Source organism: Bifidobacterium sp. SKU (genome assembly GCF_026016405.1).
Taxonomy (GTDB): domain Bacteria; phylum Actinomycetota; class Actinomycetes; order Actinomycetales; family Bifidobacteriaceae; genus Bifidobacterium; species Bifidobacterium bifidum.
The window spans coordinates 2068339-2084727 of record NZ_CP092890.1 but is presented as its reverse complement, the minus strand read 5'-3'; the positions used below and the strand labels follow the sequence as shown (position 1 = coordinate 2084727).

Genomic DNA, 16389 nt, shown 5'->3' with positions numbered 1-16389 from the left:
CGTCGCAGCCGCCGCGATGGCGGCCTGGCCGCGTCGCATGCCGCCATCGCGTACACTGTGGGCAAGGGGGTAGATATGACTGAATTGTTCATTTCTTTCGAAGGCGTTGACGGCGTAGGGAAGACCACGCAGGTCGAGCGCCTGCGTGACTACTTGGAGGCTGCAGGCCGCGAGGTCGTGGTGACGCGTGAGCCGGGCGGCACGGCATTGGGCGGCAGCTTGCGTCAGCTGCTGCTGCGTGAGCCGGGAGACGCCGCGGAAGCCGACGGCACCGATATCGCACCGCGCGCGGAGGCGCTGATCTTCGCCGCCGACCGGGCGCAGCACGTGGCTGAAGTGGTCCGTCCGGCGCTGGAACGCGGAGCCGTGGTGATCACCGACCGGTATCTTGATTCGTCGCTCGCCTATCAGGCGGGAGGCCGTGAACTGACCGCCGACGACGTCCGCGGGCTGAGCATGTGGGCGACCGGCGGGCTGATGCCCGTGCGCACGTACCTGCTCGACATGGACCCGACGGCGGCGCACCGGCGTCTGCAGCATGACGCGGATCGCATGGAGTCCGCGGGCGACGAATTCCAGCAGCGCACCAGGCAGGCGTTCCTCGATCTGGCAGGCCACGAGCCGGGCCGTTTCCGCGTGATTGACGCCGCATGGCCGATCGAGGCCGTATGGGAGCACATCAAGGCGGACGTTGACGCGGTGCTGGCCGATGCCGCGGCGGATGAACGGGCCGCGGCGCAGGCGGCTGCCGCTCAGGCTGCCGTCACTAAGGAAAGCGATGGTAACACTCCGGCTGGAGGTGCGCGATGAGCGTATGGGACTCCATTGTCGGCCAGCAGGCAGTGGTCGGCCAACTGCAGGCCATCGTCTCCGGCGACCCGAAGACGCTGGCCCAGTCGTGGCTGATCTGCGGACCGCCCGGTTCCGGCCGCTCGAATGTTGCGCGCGCGTTCGCGGCCGCGCTGGAAAGCCCTGACAGGGGCCTTTCCGACGAGCCGACCAATATAACCCGTCAGGTGCTGTCCGGCACCCATCCCGACGTGACCACGTTGGCCACCAACAAGGTCACCATCGGCATCGATGACGTGCGCCAGCTGATCCTCACCTCCGAACAGATGCCCAGCACGGCGCCGTGGCGGATCATCATCATCGAAGACGTTGACCGCATGCTGGAACGCACCACGAACGTGCTGCTCAAGGAGATCGAGGAGCCCAGCCCGCACACCATATGGCTGCTGTGCGCCCCCAGCGCGCAGGATGTGCTGCCGACCATCCGCTCGCGTACCCGCATCGTCAACCTTGCCGTGCCGTCCATGAAAGCGGTCGCGGATTACCTGATGGCATCCGTCAATCCGGCGCTGCCGGCGGAACGCCAATTCGACCGTCATGTGGCGGTGCGCGCGGCGCGGCTCGCCGAAGGGCATATCGGCATAGCGAAACTGTACGCCTCCGACACGCAGGTCATGTCGGACCGGGACGAGCTCATCGTCGGGCTGCTGGGACTGCGCAAGGCATCGGATGCGGTGCTGCTGGCCGATGATCTCATCGACACCGCCAAAAGCCAGGCGGAAGCCGACGTGAACCGGCAGACGGCCGCCGCCGAAGCGGATTTCCGCCGCATCAACGGCCTCGGTGAGCAGGACCGCATCCCGCCGAAGCTGCGCGGCGCCTACAACGCCATCGCCAAGAAGGACGAGATCAAGCGGCAGGCCACGCGCCGGAGCCGCGACGTGCTTGACCGCGCGCTCAACTCGGCCGCCAGCATCTACCGCGACATAGCGGTGCTGCAGAACAACGCCGAGGACGCAGTCGGGCTGATCAACATGGAGAACCGCACGGCCATCGCCGAGCTGTCGGCACGGCTGAGCCGTCAGGAAGTAGTCGATCGGTTGGAGGCCATCGCCGTGGCCAGGAAGCGGTTGCTGGGCAACGGCAACCCGATGCTGGTGTTCGAGGCGCTGTTCTGCGCGCTGATTCCGGGGAGGCTATGACGGCACCTGGTCAGGAACGCACGACGGTGGAGCCCCGGACAATCAATTGGGGCAGCAGCGAGATGTGCGCCGCCTGATCGGGCCCCTGCCCGATCAGGCGCAGCGCCTCGGTGACGATCTGGAGGAACGGCGGGCGGACCGAGGTCAGCGTCGGCATCGTCGTCAAGGCAAGCGGGGAGTCGTCGTAGCCGACCACGCGCACGTCGTCGGGCACGCGGATGCCCAGCGTCTGCAAGGCGATCATCGCGCCCAGCGCGATCATGTCATCGGCGCATATCACCGCTTCGGGCGGTCGCGCATCCGAGTCGGCGAACATGCGCCACACGCACTGATAACCGCGCTCCACGGTCGAATCGCCGAATCGGTTCCATGAGGTGTCGGTGACGAGCCGGTGCGTGCGCATCTGCGTATGGAACATCGCGAACATCTCGGCCGATTCGAACGATACCTCCTTGCCGGCCAGATAGGCGGCGGAACGCACGCCCTGCTCGGCGAGGTGCGCGACGATGCTTTCCATCGCCGCATTCTCGTCGATGCCGACCATGGACGTGCGGAAGGATCGCTGCCGTCCGCCGACCTGTACGATGGGCGTCGTCATGGTGGTGCGGTCAAGCGTGTGGGCCAGATCGACGCCCGCGGCAGGAACGATGATGATGCCGTCGACCTTGCGGGCCACCAGCGATTCGATGCGTTCGTCCTGCGTATGCTGCTCGTTGCCGATGCCGAGCAGCAGTTGCTGTCTTTCCATGTCGATGACCGGTTCCAGCTCATCAAGCAGTCCGGCGCTGAAATGGTCGGTCGCCGAGGGGATGACCAGTCCGATGGTGTTGGTGGCGGCGCCGCGCAGCGAACTCGCCGCATAGTTGACCGAATAGTTGAGTTCCTCGGCGGCGGCCCGGACCCGCCGTGCGATGTCGTCGTCCTTGGTGCGTTTGCCGGAGAGCACACGGGAGACCGTGGCGATGGAGACGTGGGCCATGGCGGCCACGTTGGTGATGGAACTGGTCGCCGGCTGTGGGCGTTGTTCCGGGCCGGGCGCCGGGTCGTCGTTGACGGGCGTCGCGTCTGGCTTGGATGCCGGTATGGCGTCCATTACGGCGGATGGCTGTCTCTTCATGGGGCTCGCAGTGTTCGGTATGACGGCGGGCGGCCGCCATATGCTTGCGATGCGCGTCGGTGCGCATCTGATGGATGGGAATACGCTGACGGCCGCCCACGCGGTTCGTGCGGGCGGCCGTCGAATGCGTGCGCAGGTTACTCGGCTGCGGTGAGCGTCTCGATGAGGCTGTCGATGACGGTCTCGGCGTTGTCGCCGTCTACGGTGACCTCGACGGTGTCGCCCTGCTTGATGCCCAGGCCCATGATGGACAGGATGGAGCCGGCGGGAACGGGGTTGCCGCCCTGCTTGGCGATGGTCACGGTGCAGCCGGACGCGGTCGCGGCCTGAGCGAACTTGGCGGCCGGACGGGCGTGAATGCCGACGGGATCGGTGATGGTGGTAGCGCGGGTAACCATGGAGACACTCCTTTGCGTCGTCGCGCCGGTGGTTCCGGTGCGGTTTGTCGTGCGTCGATATCGACACTCGTCAGCGTGCGTGTGCCGTGTTGGCCCGCGCCGATACCGATTAGCAATAACATTACTCTATGCCAATTGCTGGGCGGCCGTTCTTTTTGGCTGCTGACATAACAGTGTACCATAATTTTCCAATTTTCTGGAAAACGTTTACTTCTAGTCGTGTCGCGCTTTTGAGGGTGTATACTGGCGTGGACAGAAAATGATTTACCGGCGATGAAGTTGGTGGGTCAACAAGGCGGTCCGCGGATGGGAAGTACCGGTCATTCGCGGCGAGAGGCCATAACATAAGGAGAACATATGGTTATCAAGGGTGTTGGCATCGGACGCGGCGTTGCGGTCGGCCCGGTCATTCGTATGGCAGCTGCGCTTCCCGAACCGTCCGATGCGCCTCGCGCCGACAGTGTCTCGGCCGAATCCGAGATCGAGCGCGTGACCAAGTCTCTGGCGCTGGTCAACGCGGATCTGAACCGCCGTGCCGAAGAGGCCGCGAACGGCGACGAAGGCGCCAAGCAGGCCGCTCCGATCCTGCAGGCCATCGCCATGTTCGCCTCCGACCCGGCGCTCGCGCAGAGCATCAACACGCTCATCGAGCGGGGCAAGACCGCTGAGCGCGCCGTGCTGGAAGGCTTCGGCGCCGTGGAAGAGATGTTCAAGGCCATCGGCGGCTATCAGGGCGAGCGTGCGGCGGATCTGCACGACGTCGGCCAGCGTGTCATCGCCGACCTGATGGGCGTTCCCGCGCCGGGCGTCCCGGTCTCCGACACCCCGTTCGTTCTGGTCGCGGAAGACCTGTCCCCGGCCGACACCGCCGGCCTCGACCTGGACAAGACCCTCGCCATCGTCACCTCGCAGGGCGGCCCGACCTCGCACACGGCCATTCTGGCCCGTGCCCGCGGCATCGTGGCCGTCGTGTCCGCCGCCGGCGCCGACGACCTGAAGAACGGCGAGACGGTTATCGTCAACGCCGCGGAAAGCACCATCACCACCGAGCCGAGCGACGAGCAGGTCGCCGCCGCCGAAGCCGCGAAGGCCAAGGCCGCGAAGGCCAAGGAGCTGCGCGGCAAGCCGGGCGCCACCAAGGACGGTTACCACATCCCGCTGCTCGCCAACGTCGGCAAGCCCTCCGACGGCAAGACCGCGCTGGAGTACGGTGCGGAAGGCGTCGGCCTGTTCCGTTCCGAGTTCCTGTTCATCGGCAACGCCGAACCGCCGAGTGTTGAGGAGCAGACCAAGGCGTACGCCGAACTGCTCGCCCAGTTCCCCGGCAAGAAGGTCGTCATCCGCATGCTGGACGCCGGCGCGGACAAGCCGCTGCCGTTCCTCACCCCCGAAGACGAGCCGAACCCCGCGCTTGGCCTGCGTGGCCTGCGCACGCTGCGCACCCACATGAACGTGCTTGAGGGGCAGCTCAAGGCGCTTGCCGCCGCCGATGCCCAGACCGACGCCGACCTGTGGGTCATGGCGCCGATGGTCGCCGACGCGCATGAGGCCGCCTACTTCGTCAAGCTCGGCAAGTCCTTCGGCCTGAAGAAGGTCGGTGTGATGGCCGAGGTGCCGTCCATCGCCCTCATGGCCGATCAGGTGGCCAAGGTCGCCGACTTCGTGTCGATCGGCACGAACGACCTGACCCAGTACACGCTGGCCGCCGACCGTACACTCGGCTCGGTCGCCAACTACCAGACCGCATGGCACCCGGCGGTGTTGCGCGCGATCAAGCTGATCGCCGACGCGGGCAACGCGAACGGCATGCCGGTGGGTGTGTGCGGCGAGGCCGCCGCCGATCCGGATCTGGCCGTCGTGCTCACCGGCATCGGCGTCAACTCCCTGTCGATGACCCCGGTCGCGCTCGACGACGTGCGTGCCGAACTCGCCGGCGTCACGCTTGAGGAAGCGCAGGAGAAGGCCGCCAAGGCCCTCAACGGCGACTTCTACAACCCGTCCGAGTGGAACATCTGAGGGAGTCACGCCTATAAGACCATAATGTGATTCCACTGCCTCAAACGAGAGCGACGCCATACGAGATTCGGCTGTTTTGCCGGCTCGCGTACGGCGTCGCTTTTGCATATGCGGTGTGATGAGGTGCGGTAAAGCGCATGATTAATCATTGTTCATACTAAGATTTCGCAAATCTTGGTAGTGCCCGAAAAGTTGCGCACTTTGGATCGTGGCCGTCCATGGCGCGATAGTCAGTTCGCTTCCACGAGGTTGTCACCGATCCGGGACATGTCGAGATAGCGGCGGGTCGACCATTCGTTCGCGGTGACGTGACGGATGCGGGCGCATATGAGCATCAACGCGCTGTTCCCGTCGGGGAAGCCGCCCACCACGCGCGTGCGCCGGCGGATCTCCCTGTCCGGCCGCTCGATCATGTTGTTCGTGCGGATCCTCCTGCGGTGCCCGTCCGGGAACTCGTCCAGCAGGTAGGTCGTCGTCTCGCCGACGCCCTCGCGCAGGCAGTTCGCGGCGGCCTTGAGCCTCCTGGATTCCATCTCCATGGCGACCTGTTCGGCCTTGGCCAGGGCGGATTCCCGGGATTCCATGGCGAATATGGCCTTGAGGGCGGCGGACGCCCATTCGCGGTGTGTCGGCGGCGTCTTCGAGAGCACGTCGCGCATGAAACGCGCCATGCACCGCTGGTATCTCGCCTTGGGCAGCATCGAGCCGACCGTGGCGACGAGTCCGGCGCACCGGTCGCCGACCACCAGGCGCACGCCCTTCAGGCCGCGTTCGATCATGGAGCGGACGAACCGCTCCCAGCTGTCCCTGTCCTCCTTCATGCCCTCGGCCACGCCGATCACCTCGCGGTGCCCCTCCGCGTTGACTCCGATGGCGACCAGGACACTGACGTTCTCCACGTGCCCGCCCCATGAACGCTTGTGCCACACGCCGTCCATGAACACGTACGGGTACTCGTCCTCCAACGGCCTCGTGCGCCACGCCTCGATCTCCCCGTACACCTTCTTGAGCTTGTCGCTCAGGGTCTGGGACGGCATCCTGTCGCCCCACAGCAATTGGCTGATGTCGTCCACCTGCCGGGTGCTCACGCCGGCCAGGTACATGTCGATGAGGGCCTCCTCGACACTCTCCTCGCGTCTCCGGTATCGTTCGATGACCGCGGACTCGAAGACCGCGCCCTTGAGTTTGGGCACCTTCAACGCGAGCCTGCCGGCCTTGGCGGTCAGGCTCCGGTCGTAGTGGCCGGCCCTGTACGCCTTCCGCTCCCCGGTGCGCTCGTACTTGGCGGCGTTGGCGATCTCGTCGGCCTGAAGCGTCGAGCATCGCGTTCAATAGCTCGGCGACCTTTTCGGCGACCAAGCGGTCGAGCCTGGTCTCGAGCAGGTTCTGGTCGATCCGTATGATGTTCGAGGGTCTTGGTTCCGTCTCCTGGCTTCCAATCGCGGTTTTTTGTTTTGGCGAATGAAAATCGTACACAGGACGCGGGCCATGCCCTCTTACGTCAGACCCGGAATCCGAAAGTGCGCAAAAAATCGGGCGTTATCCAAATCTTAGTATGAATGATTTAAAAAATATGTACAGCTGGTGTTATGGAGAAAGAAATGTTCGCGCCAGATGCGCCCGGCGAGCTGGGGGAGGACCTGCCTAACCCCGATATGCCGCGTCGCCTGACCATGCGTCGCGAAGCGCAGAGCACCAGCGCCCTGGAAGGCACGTTCGAGCCGCTCGAAACCGTTCTTGCTCAGGATTATGAGGTGGGCGAGGACAAAAGCGGGCTGAGCGAGTCCATGCGCGAGGTGCTGAACTACCTCGACGCGGCGGAATGCGGCATAGGCCAGATTCAGTCCGGGCATCCCATAAGCCTGCCTCTCGTGCGCGAATTGCAGAAGCTTCTTGTGAAGGGCACGAAGTCAGACAATCCACAGGCCTGGGATATACGATCCACCCAAGTGTTCATCGGCTCACCCACGCGGCGCATCGAGGATGCGCGTTTCGTGCCCATGCCTCCTGGTCGAGACCTGGATATAGTCGTCCAGTTGCTTGTGGACTGGTGGAGGTCACGTAAAGAGCCGGGACTGGCCGTACTGGATATGGCGATGTTCCACTATCAGTTCGAGACGATGTATCCGTTCACGGACGGCAACGGGCGAATCGGGCGGTTGCTGGTGCTGTTGCAGATGATGACTGAGGCCTGCTGAGCCAGCCGCTGCTGTCCGTATCCCCGTGGTTCGAGCGCCGTCGACCCGAATATCAGGACAGATTGCTCGGTGTTTCCACGAAAGGGGATTGGGATGACTGGATACTGTTCTTCTGCCAAGACATCGAGGAATCCTGTGAGGACGCGCTGCTGAGCGTGAAGCGTCTTGTCAATGTGCGGCAGAGGTATCGCAGTCTATTGGATGAGCACAGATACAGCGGCCTGTCCGTGCAGACGGCGATGTACCTCATCGGGCAGCCCACCGTCACGGCGAGTATGTTGAGGAGAAGGTTCGGCAAGAGCCCGTCGGCCGTACAGCACGCGCTGTCTCGTCTGGTGTCCGTGGGTATACTCCGTGCGTATCCGGCCGGAAGGGGCAACCTGTATATCGCTCCGGACATCCATAAGGTGCTTGCTGCACCGCTCGGCGCGGCGATTGACGTGTCGGCGCCACTGATGTGCGAGCGTGGCGAATAGGCACAAGAAAACCTGGCGGTGGCATGACGCAGGTGCTCCCTCCCGCATTGTTTATACGGTGAAGAAGTTGCCGGGGAAGTGACGGCTCATGATGGCCGTGCGGTCGGCGTGCACCGCGGCGCATTCGAAGTCGAATGCGCGGGCGAGCTCGTCCGGTGCGGTGACGAAGCATGCGGTGGCGAGTCCATCCGCCAGCGCGGTGGGGTAGGGTCGGCCAGCCGCCGATGGCACATAGACCCAACTCGCGGCGACATCGCGCACGGGACGGCCGTCGACCGCGTTGAGCAGATGATGCAGCTGACGGCCTGCCTCCTCACCCCAATGGCGTCGGCTGGGGGCGCTCGCGCAGAACGCCCCGTCAACGATGCTTGCGATGCCGATCGCCTCGGTTCCGGGGTTGGCGGGATCCTCCAGGGCGATGGTGACGGTGTCGCCGGTGTCGTGTCCTGACCCCTCGGCGAGTGGGGCCGGTTGAGCAGACTCGCCCGTGCGGATCAGCAGATCGCCGCCCGCGTCGATGATGTAGGGCGCGTGAGAGCCGGGGCCGGTGGCGGATTGCCGGACGGTTTCATCGCCCGCGTGCCCGTCCAATATCGCGCCGATCAGATCGGCGCAATATCCCTTGCCGAAAGCCCCGAAATCCAAGTGAACCGCGCGCTGCGTCACCAGCGTTGTGCCATGACGCTCCACATCGTTGCGCCATGTCGGGCGCCCGTGGACGGCACCGAGATGATGCTCCGCATCGGGTTCCATTGTCATCGAATACCGTGCGTCATAGCCAAGCCGGATCAGATCCTCGCCCACACACGGGTCAAGCGCCCCGTCGGTCGCGGTGCAGAACGCATCGGCCAGATCGAACAGCCCGGAGGCCCAATCGGGAAAATCAAACGAGCCGCCATGCGAGGATTCGCCCATTGCGGTCACCAGCGAATCGGCGCGGAACCGCGACAGCACGGACTCGTACCCGTCGATGAACGCGTCGAGTTTCGAGCGGAAGCCGTCGTCGAGAGCCGTCGCCGACTGAATGATCATTCCGGTGCCCATCGCGCGTTCAAACGCAGTCGTATACGGCATCCGCCCATGCAATCCGCTCATGCCCCTCAGCGTAGCATTTCGCCAGCGGGGGCAGCCGCCTTAGCCTACGTTGATGCCGGAGATTTTGAGGCCTCCGGATGAGATGGGACGGTAGGGGTTCCCGCTGGAGGATGCGGTGTCCAGCCGTTGCACGCTGCCGTCGCTCAGCACCACATGATGATGGGTCAGACGGCTGGCGTTCGCGATGAAGATGGGCCAGTCGGTGGCGATGCTGCTGTTCACCGGCGTCTCCACGATCGGCGTGGCCTCGGGCGCGGGCTACCGCATCGCCGCGGTGTGCGCGGCCGTGCTGTGCGGCATCGGAGGCATCGTCTTCGCGTTCTACAACGAGCGGAAGATGTTGAATCGTCTTGATGGCTGAAGCAGGCTCTCAAAACTCGCAGATACAAGGGGAAAAACCCGAAAAACGTCTTGTATCTGTGAGTTTTGAGAGCGGCCCCTAATGGGCCACCCATACAATGACCACAATATGAGACATTTCGGCCTCAGGGGCCGCTCTATTACCGCATAAAAATTCAAAAGTCAAGACTGTTCTTTCAGGTTTTTTTTCTCTATATTGCATAGATGGTTTAGAAAGCGTTGATATGGAGAGGAATCCAATATGCGATGTCGTGCGGTAGCGCATCTTCGGGCGGTTGGATGTCGTTCGCTGGCCGTCGTCGCGGCGCTGTTCACGGTGATGGCCGTCATGTTCGCCCCGCAGGCGATGGCCGCCGACGGTTCCGCGGATTACGACACATGGGCCGACGTCGCCGCCGCGATGGACAAGCAGCTGCAGCAGGGGCAGAAGGAATACAAGGACGGCAACACCGCTGGTTCCACGTCCGACTTCATGGCCGCATACAACGAGATCTATGTGGCATCCAACTTCACCCAGGTCGTGACCGACAACATCGGCTCCGACAAGCAGGCCTCCCAGCAGCAGGCGTTCCAAGACATTCAGGACCTGTCATATGTGACGGGCAACGAGGCGAAGATCGAACAGAGCGTGACCGCGCTCGTCTCCGACCTCGACAGCACCGCCAAGCAGCTCGACGCGAACACCAAGCTCGCCAATCCCCGCGGCTACGACAAGGCGCTGCAGGAGCAGATCGCCAAGGAGCGCAAGGTTCTGCAGTCCAAGCAGAAGAAGAACCCCGGCAAGGGCGACCGCAGCTGGACCGACGTGGCCAACGAGATGATGCCGATCCTCGACAAGGCCTACAAGTCGTACGCGGGCGGCGACGGCGCGAAGGGCGCTACCCTCGTCAACGACGCCTACTACCAGTACTATGAGAAGCTCGGCTTCGAGAAGAACGTGATGAACGCCATCAGCGGCGACCGCGTTTCGCAGGTCGAGTACCAGTTCAAGATGTGCCGCAAGTCGATGAACACAGGCGCCTCGCTCAAAGACACCAAGAAGCTCGTCGACGATTTGAAGGCCATGCTGGTCGAGGACGCCGGCAAGCTCGACGGCGGTGCCGCCGACAAGGAAGGCAGCTTCACCAAGTTCATCACCAGCTCGGTCGGTCAGGCGTTCCTGATTCTGATTCGTGAGGGTCTTGAGGCGCTGCTGGTGGTCGCGGCCGTGGTGGCGTACCTCGTCAAGTCCGGCAACAAGCGTTTCACCAAGTGGATCTACGTGGGCGTGCTCGCCGGTCTTGCCGGCGCAGGCGTGGTCGCGGTCATCTTCGTGCTCGCGTTCGGCGGGTCCGGCCCGATTCAGGAGATCATGGAAGGCGTGTGCGCCCTGATTGCCATGGCCATGCTGCTATGGACCAGCAATTGGATGCTCAACAAGTCCAGCGTCGAGGCATGGAACCGGTACATCAAGGAGAAGACCGAAGCCGCGGTGGCCTCCGTCTCCTCACAGGTCGATGCCGGCGAAAAGGTCGCATCCCGTACGGTGATCTCGCTCGCCATGCTGAGCTTCCTCGCCGTGTTCCGTGAAGGCGCCGAGACGGTGATCTTCTACCAGTCGATTTACACGATGAGCCGCGATGCGCATGGCATGGTGATTGGTGCCGTCGCCGCCGCGGTGGTGCTGCTGATCATCTTCTTCGTGATTCGCTTCACGTCGGTGAAGATTCCGATCGGACCGTTCTTCCTGGTCACGTCGATCCTGATGTCGGTGCTGGTGGTCGTGTTCGCCGGCGGCGGCGTGCACTCGCTGATCGAGGGCGACGCACTCCCGGCAACGTATCTGCAAGGCGTTCCGACGAACGACTGGATCGGCTTCTACCCGTACGTCGAATGCATCATCGCCCAGGTGATTGCGGCCATCACGGTGATCGCCCTGTTCGTGGTCGGCTTCATCAAGCAGCGCAAGGCGAAGGCCAAGGCTGCCGTGACGGCCGGTGCCGCGAACAATCAACCCAACAATCTGTGAATACCATTCACTACACAACAAAGGAAATAGAGAAATGATGAAGAACAAGAAGATCGCAGCCCTGCTCGGCGTGCTGCTGGCCGGTTCCATGGCCTTCTCGCTGTCCGCGTGCGGTTCCACCAACAATGCTTCCGACAACAAGTCTTCGGGCAGCTCCTCTCAGTCCAGCGACAAGAAGGACGACTCCAGCTCCGGCGCAGGCTTTGAAGAGGTCCCGGTCGGCCCGTCCGGCACCGCCGAGGAGCAGGACAAGGACGCCGGCCCGCTGACCGTCGGCGCCGTGTACTTCCAGCCGATTGACATGGAGCCCGCCTCCATGGGCCTGAAGGCCGCTGATTCGAGCTTCCACCTCGAAGCCGACATCCACGCCAACCAGAAGGGTACCGAGCTGGGCTACGGCAAGGGCGACTTCGTCCCCGAGCTGACCGTGAACTACACGATCATCGACAAGTCCACCGGCAAGGAAGTCGAAGGCGGCAAGGCCACCTCCGGTACCTTCATGCAGATGAACGCCTCCGACGGCCCGCACTACGGTGCCAACGTCAAGCTCGACAAGGCCGGCACCTACCAGCTGAAGCTGTCGATCGAATCCCCGGCCAAGAAGGGCTGGATGCTGCACGTCGATCCCGAGACCGGCGTCAAGGGTCGCTTCTGGACCGAGCCGATCGAGGTCACCTTCGACAACTGGGAATACACCCCGCGTCAGTGGTGATTGACATTGTCTGAGTGAAATGCTCCTCTCTGCCCGAGAGGAGCTTTCGCTGTTTTTATGACGGAATGAACGGAACATAATAGACGGAACAAGGAAAGGGTGCGAATGCTCGAACAGTTCGTAGCGGTGATGCCGGGCACGCTGGGGCCCGCGTTGCTGGTCATGTGCATGAGTGTGATGCTGACCGTCGGCGAGGGGCGTGACAAACCGATCAGCTCCCGATGGCGTCTGTGGGGAATCCTCATCGGATTGGTGGCGGCGATCGTGTTCGCCGGACTGCGTGCATCCGCGGTGATTAACCAGCGTACATTCATCAACTACCCGGTGCTGTGGTGCTGCGTGGTCATCGACCTCCTGCTGATCGTGTTGGTGTTCGTGAACCGACTGATCACCCGCAATTGGCGTCGGCACGCCGCGGTGATGCATCTCGCCAATCTGGTGGCGGCGTTGGGCATCGCGCTCACCGTGTTCTATGCGCTGCCGGACGTGATCCTGCAGCTGACCATCTGGGTCGAGCCGGGAGACCCGATCTTCACGTCCGATATGCTGCTGCGTGCGCTCGGCTTTGTGCTGGGCATCATCGCGTCCGCGGTCATCGCCGCGGTCTTCCGCACGATGCGTTCGACGGCGGTCCGTCCGGCGTTCCTGTCCGCGGTGCTGGTGGTGCTGGTGATCCAGCTGATGCAGCATCTGACCGGCCTGCTGCAGATCATGCAGGCCCGCACGCTGCGGTTCCCGCACATCGCGTTCGTGATGCTCGCCTGGCTGATCAACAACAAGTCCGGTTTGATTATGGCCCAAGCGTTCATATTCCTGATTCCCGCCGTCGCCTCGGTGGTGGCCGGCTTGCGTATGCCGGTTTCTGCGAAGCGACTCGCGGCCGACGTCAATGCGGCCACGGTGCGCAAGCACAAGGCGTTCCGGCGCCGTGCGATCGCCGCCGCCGCATGGAGCGTGGTGGCGATGATCGGCGTTACCGCGACGCTGACCTTGGGCGTGGCCGCAATCAACCAGCAGCCGACTCTCTCGCCGCCGGAAGCGTATTCGCTCAAGGACGGCGTGGCCACGATCCCGTTCAGCCAGGTCGAGGACGGCCATTTGCACCGCTTCGAATACAAGGCCAAGGACGGCACCGTGATGCGCTTCATCATCATCAAGAAGAACGGCGGCGCGTACGGCATCGGCCTCGACGCCTGCGAGAACTGCGGCGACGCCGGATACTACGAGAAGGCCGGCAAGATCATCTGCAAGAAGTGTGAGGTGGCCATCAACCTGGCGACCATCGGCTTCAAGGGCGGGTGCAACCCGATCCCGTTCCCGTACAAGACCGGTAGCGGCAAGATCACCATTCAGACCGCCGACCTGGACGCGCTGAGCGCCCACTTCCAGTAAGGCAGGAAGGGGTTTAGACCATGTTCTTTCTGAGAATGATCAGGCGCTCGTTCACCCGCCAGTTACGCAGGCGCCTGCTGATCGCGCTGACCGTGTGCCTGTCGGCCACGGTGTCGGTGTCGATGCTGGGCGTCGTGTTCGACGTGGGCGACAAGCTCAACGCCGAGCTGAGCACATATGGCTCGAACATCACCGTGCAGCCGAAGTCCGATGCGGTGGTGTCCGACCTGTACAACATGGAGGGCGGCCCGCAGTCCGACGCGGACCCGACCTCGTTCCTGAAGGAGTCCGACGCGGCGAAGATCAAGACGATTTTCTGGGCGTTCAACATCACGAATTTCGCGCCGCAACTCAACGTCCACGCGCAGCTGAACGGCACGGCGGCGGCGGTAGTCGGCACGTGGTTCAACAAGACGCTGAAGCTCGCGTCGGGTGAGACCACCGTCGTGGGCGTCGACGGCATGCGCTCATGGTGGAAGCTCGACGGCAGCTGGCCGAAGGATGACACCGATCAGGGCGTGATCGGCACGACGCTCGCGCAGCAGCTCGGCGTGGGATGCGGTGATACGGTCACCTTGCGCAAGACCACGGCGGCCGGGAACACGCACGAGCAGAAGATTCGCATCACCGGCGTCTACGATTCCGGCGACGACGACAACAGTGCCATCTACATCTCCTCGTCGGTGGCACAGGTGCTGTCGGACCTGCCGGACTCCGTTGACAAGATCGAGGTGAAGGCGCTGACAACGCCGGAGAACGATCTGGCGCGCAAGGCGGCCCAGAACCCCGCCGCGCTCAGCCAAGACGAGTGGGAGACCTGGTATTGCACGGCATACCCCAGCTCAATCGCCTATCAGATCGAGGAGGTCATTCCCGGCGCGGTCGCCAAGCAGGTGCGGCAGGTCGCCGCGCTGCAGGGCAACGTGCTGCAGAAGACCCAGGCCGTGATGATCCTGATGACGGTGCTGAGCCTGCTCGCCGCGGCCGTGGCAGTGGCCAACCTGATGGTCGCCTCGATCGGCGAGCGGTCGAGCGAACTGGCCCTGCTCAAGGCGATCGGTGCGACCGATGGCGCGGTGTCGCGCCTGATGATGGCGGAGACCGCGGCGATCTCGCTTCTGGGAGCCATCGTCGGCGCCGCTTTGGGCTCGGGCGTGGCGCAGATCATCGGGCAGGTGGTGTTCGGTTCGGGCATCACCATGCGCCCGATGGTGTTCGTGCTGGTGTTCGTGCTGCTGGCGCTGACCGTGCTGCTGGCATCGGCGTCGTCGATTCGCTCGATTCTGAGCCTCAAGCCGGCGGAGGTGCTGCATGGACGCTGATCGTAAGACGATGATGAAGGAGGCGTGCTGAGATGACCAATACCGGTATGTTCTTCAGGATGCTGTTGAGTGCGGTGTTCCGCAGGCGGTCTCGCGCGGTCATGGCCGTGGTGGCGTCGCTGGTCGGCGCCGCTACGCTGTCCTGTCTGGCGATGATCTGCATCGCCGTGCCGCAGCAGATGAATCAGGAGATGCGAGCCTATGGCGCCAACCTGATCGTGACGCCGCTCGCCGATTCGGAGAACGGCAAGTCCGGCATCGATGACGCGATGGTCGAGCACACCACGGAGATGGTGAGCGCCAAGGGCTCGGAAAAGCACGCCACGTACCGTTACGAGAACGTGCGCGTCAATGCGGCCCCGTACGTGATGGCCGGCGTCAACCCCGCGCAGGTCAGGAACCTCAACCATCATTGGGTCGTCGACGGCTCCTGGCCGTCCGCGGGCAAGGTGCTGGTCGGCCGGGACGTCGCCGATGCGATGGGCTTGAAGGTCGGCGGCAGCATCACCATCGGCTACCGCGCATCAGACAACGCCGCGTCCTCGGGACAGGCGAGCCAGCCCGGTACTAACGGCACGTCAGACGGCCAGACCTCGTCCGGCTCCACCGGCGCCCAGCAGACCCAGAATGGCCACGTCTCCAGCGACATCATGGACACGTCCGGCACCGAGTTCCGTGTGGCCGGCATCGTTGACACCGGCGGCAGCGAGGATTCGATCATCTACGCGCTGGCCGGCGACGTGGACAAGCTCACCGGCTCCACGCGCGGCGTGGACGTCATCGAATACTCGTCGGGCGCCTCGGACCTCACCGCGCTGGTCAACAGCATCAACGATATGACGTCGATGCATGTCAAGGCGCAGCAGGTCACCAAGATCACCGCTTCCGACACGCGCGTCATCACGATGCTGCAGACGCTGTTCTGGATCGTGTCGCTGGTTGTGCTGGTGTTCACGCTGGTCGGCGTCGGCACCACGATCAGCTCCATCGTCTCGCAGCGGCGCAACGAGATCGGTCTGCGCAAGGCGCTCGGCGCGAGCTCGCATGCCATCGGCGTCGAGTTCTATGTGGAATCGGCGGTGTATGGCCTGCTCGGCGGCCTGCTTGGCACGGCGACAGGCTATGGCATGGCCCGCTGGCTGTGTGCCACCGTGTTTGAGCGTTCCATCGGTTTCAACTGGTGGCTCGCCGTCGTGTCGGTGGTGTTCAGCGCGCTGGTCGCCGTTGTCGCATCCATCCCCCCGGTGCATCGCGCCACGCGCATCGACCCCGCGGTCGTGCTGCGCGAGGAATAGTTGGAATAG

Annotated in this window: 14 protein-coding genes and 2 pseudogenes; 11 read left to right on the top strand and 5 right to left on the bottom strand. The window is 63.7% G+C overall.

Annotation, left to right across the window (positions count from 1 at the left end; genetic code table 11):
• The first annotated feature begins 75 nt into the window (after nucleotides 1-75).
• Both tmk and MMB49_RS08900 read left to right on the top strand, forming a co-directional pair.
• Nucleotides 76-810, top strand: coding sequence for a dTMP kinase (gene tmk, locus MMB49_RS08905; RefSeq protein WP_047271059.1), 735 nt, complete (start codon nucleotides 76-78; stop codon nucleotides 808-810).
• Nucleotides 807-1991, top strand: coding sequence for a DNA polymerase III subunit delta' (locus MMB49_RS08900; RefSeq protein WP_047271057.1), 1185 nt, complete (start codon nucleotides 807-809; stop codon nucleotides 1989-1991). The genes tmk and MMB49_RS08900 overlap by 4 nt, the downstream gene beginning before the upstream one ends.
• Before the next feature lie 10 nt (nucleotides 1992-2001).
• On the opposite strand, the gene MMB49_RS08895 is transcribed toward MMB49_RS08900, so the two are convergent.
• Complete coding sequence (locus MMB49_RS08895) at nucleotides 2002-3084, bottom strand: LacI family DNA-binding transcriptional regulator (protein WP_047271055.1); 1083 nt, start codon at nucleotides 3082-3084, stop codon at nucleotides 2002-2004.
• Nucleotides 3085-3245: 161 nt separating this feature from the next.
• Complete coding sequence (locus tag MMB49_RS08890; protein WP_047271052.1) at nucleotides 3246-3506, bottom strand: HPr family phosphocarrier protein; 261 nt, start codon at nucleotides 3504-3506, stop codon at nucleotides 3246-3248.
• A 357-nt stretch (nucleotides 3507-3863) separates the two neighbouring features.
• On the opposite strand from MMB49_RS08890, the gene ptsP reads away from it, so the two are divergent.
• A complete protein-coding gene (ptsP, locus tag MMB49_RS08885) occupies nucleotides 3864-5522 on the top strand; it encodes a phosphoenolpyruvate--protein phosphotransferase (protein WP_047271051.1) in 1659 nt (552 codons plus the stop codon).
• Between the two features lie 230 nt (nucleotides 5523-5752).
• Here ptsP and MMB49_RS08880 read toward each other — a convergent pair.
• A pseudogene (locus MMB49_RS08880) lies at nucleotides 5753-6962 on the bottom strand (IS256 family transposase).
• 149 nt (nucleotides 6963-7111) lie between these two features.
• On the opposite strand from MMB49_RS08880, the gene MMB49_RS08875 reads away from it, so the two are divergent.
• Together MMB49_RS08875 and MMB49_RS08870 are read left to right on the top strand one after the other, a co-directional pair.
• On the top strand, nucleotides 7112-7720 hold the full coding sequence (locus MMB49_RS08875) for a Fic family protein (RefSeq protein WP_229940989.1): 609 nt from the start codon (nucleotides 7112-7114) through the stop codon (nucleotides 7718-7720).
• 62 nt (nucleotides 7721-7782) lie between these two features.
• On the top strand, nucleotides 7783-8196 hold the full coding sequence (locus tag MMB49_RS08870; protein WP_229940990.1) for a hypothetical protein: 414 nt from the start codon (nucleotides 7783-7785) through the stop codon (nucleotides 8194-8196).
• A gap of 51 nt (nucleotides 8197-8247) precedes the next feature.
• Here MMB49_RS08870 and MMB49_RS08865 read toward each other — a convergent pair whose 3' ends face one another.
• Both MMB49_RS08865 and MMB49_RS08860 read right to left on the bottom strand, forming a co-directional pair.
• Nucleotides 8248-9270 carry an FAD:protein FMN transferase gene (locus MMB49_RS08865; protein ID WP_047271049.1) on the bottom strand — a complete coding sequence of 341 codons (1023 nt, stop codon included), beginning with the start codon at nucleotides 9268-9270 and terminating at the stop codon, nucleotides 8248-8250.
• Nucleotides 9271-9330: 60 nt separating this feature from the next.
• Nucleotides 9331-9513 carry a hypothetical protein gene (locus tag MMB49_RS08860; protein ID WP_014760723.1) on the bottom strand — a complete coding sequence of 61 codons (183 nt, stop codon included), beginning with the start codon at nucleotides 9511-9513 and terminating at the stop codon, nucleotides 9331-9333.
• Here MMB49_RS08860 and MMB49_RS08855 point away from each other — a divergent pair.
• From MMB49_RS08855 to MMB49_RS08830, 6 genes and pseudogenes are all read left to right on the top strand, one after another.
• Nucleotides 9470-9652, top strand: a pseudogene (locus MMB49_RS08855) (symporter); the annotation flags it as partial. The gene MMB49_RS08860 and the pseudogene MMB49_RS08855 overlap by 44 nt on opposite strands.
• A 240-nt stretch (nucleotides 9653-9892) precedes the next feature.
• Complete coding sequence (locus tag MMB49_RS08850; RefSeq protein ID WP_047271047.1) at nucleotides 9893-11659, top strand: FTR1 family iron permease; 1767 nt, start codon at nucleotides 9893-9895, stop codon at nucleotides 11657-11659.
• A gap of 34 nt (nucleotides 11660-11693) precedes the next feature.
• Entirely contained in the window at nucleotides 11694-12371 is a 678-nt protein-coding gene (locus tag MMB49_RS08845) for an iron transporter (RefSeq protein WP_013390319.1), read from the top strand.
• Nucleotides 12372-12476: 105 nt separating this feature from the next.
• Nucleotides 12477-13763 (top strand): DUF2318 domain-containing protein, encoded by a 1287-nt coding sequence (locus MMB49_RS08840; protein ID WP_047271045.1) that lies wholly within the window; start codon nucleotides 12477-12479, stop codon nucleotides 13761-13763.
• A 20-nt stretch (nucleotides 13764-13783) separates the two neighbouring features.
• On the top strand, nucleotides 13784-15085 hold the full coding sequence (locus MMB49_RS08835) for an ABC transporter permease (RefSeq protein WP_047271044.1): 1302 nt from the start codon (nucleotides 13784-13786) through the stop codon (nucleotides 15083-15085).
• Between the two features lie 32 nt (nucleotides 15086-15117).
• Nucleotides 15118-16380, top strand: coding sequence for an ABC transporter permease (locus MMB49_RS08830; protein ID WP_047271042.1), 1263 nt, complete (start codon nucleotides 15118-15120; stop codon nucleotides 16378-16380).
• The last annotated feature ends 9 nt before the right edge of the window (nucleotides 16381-16389 follow it).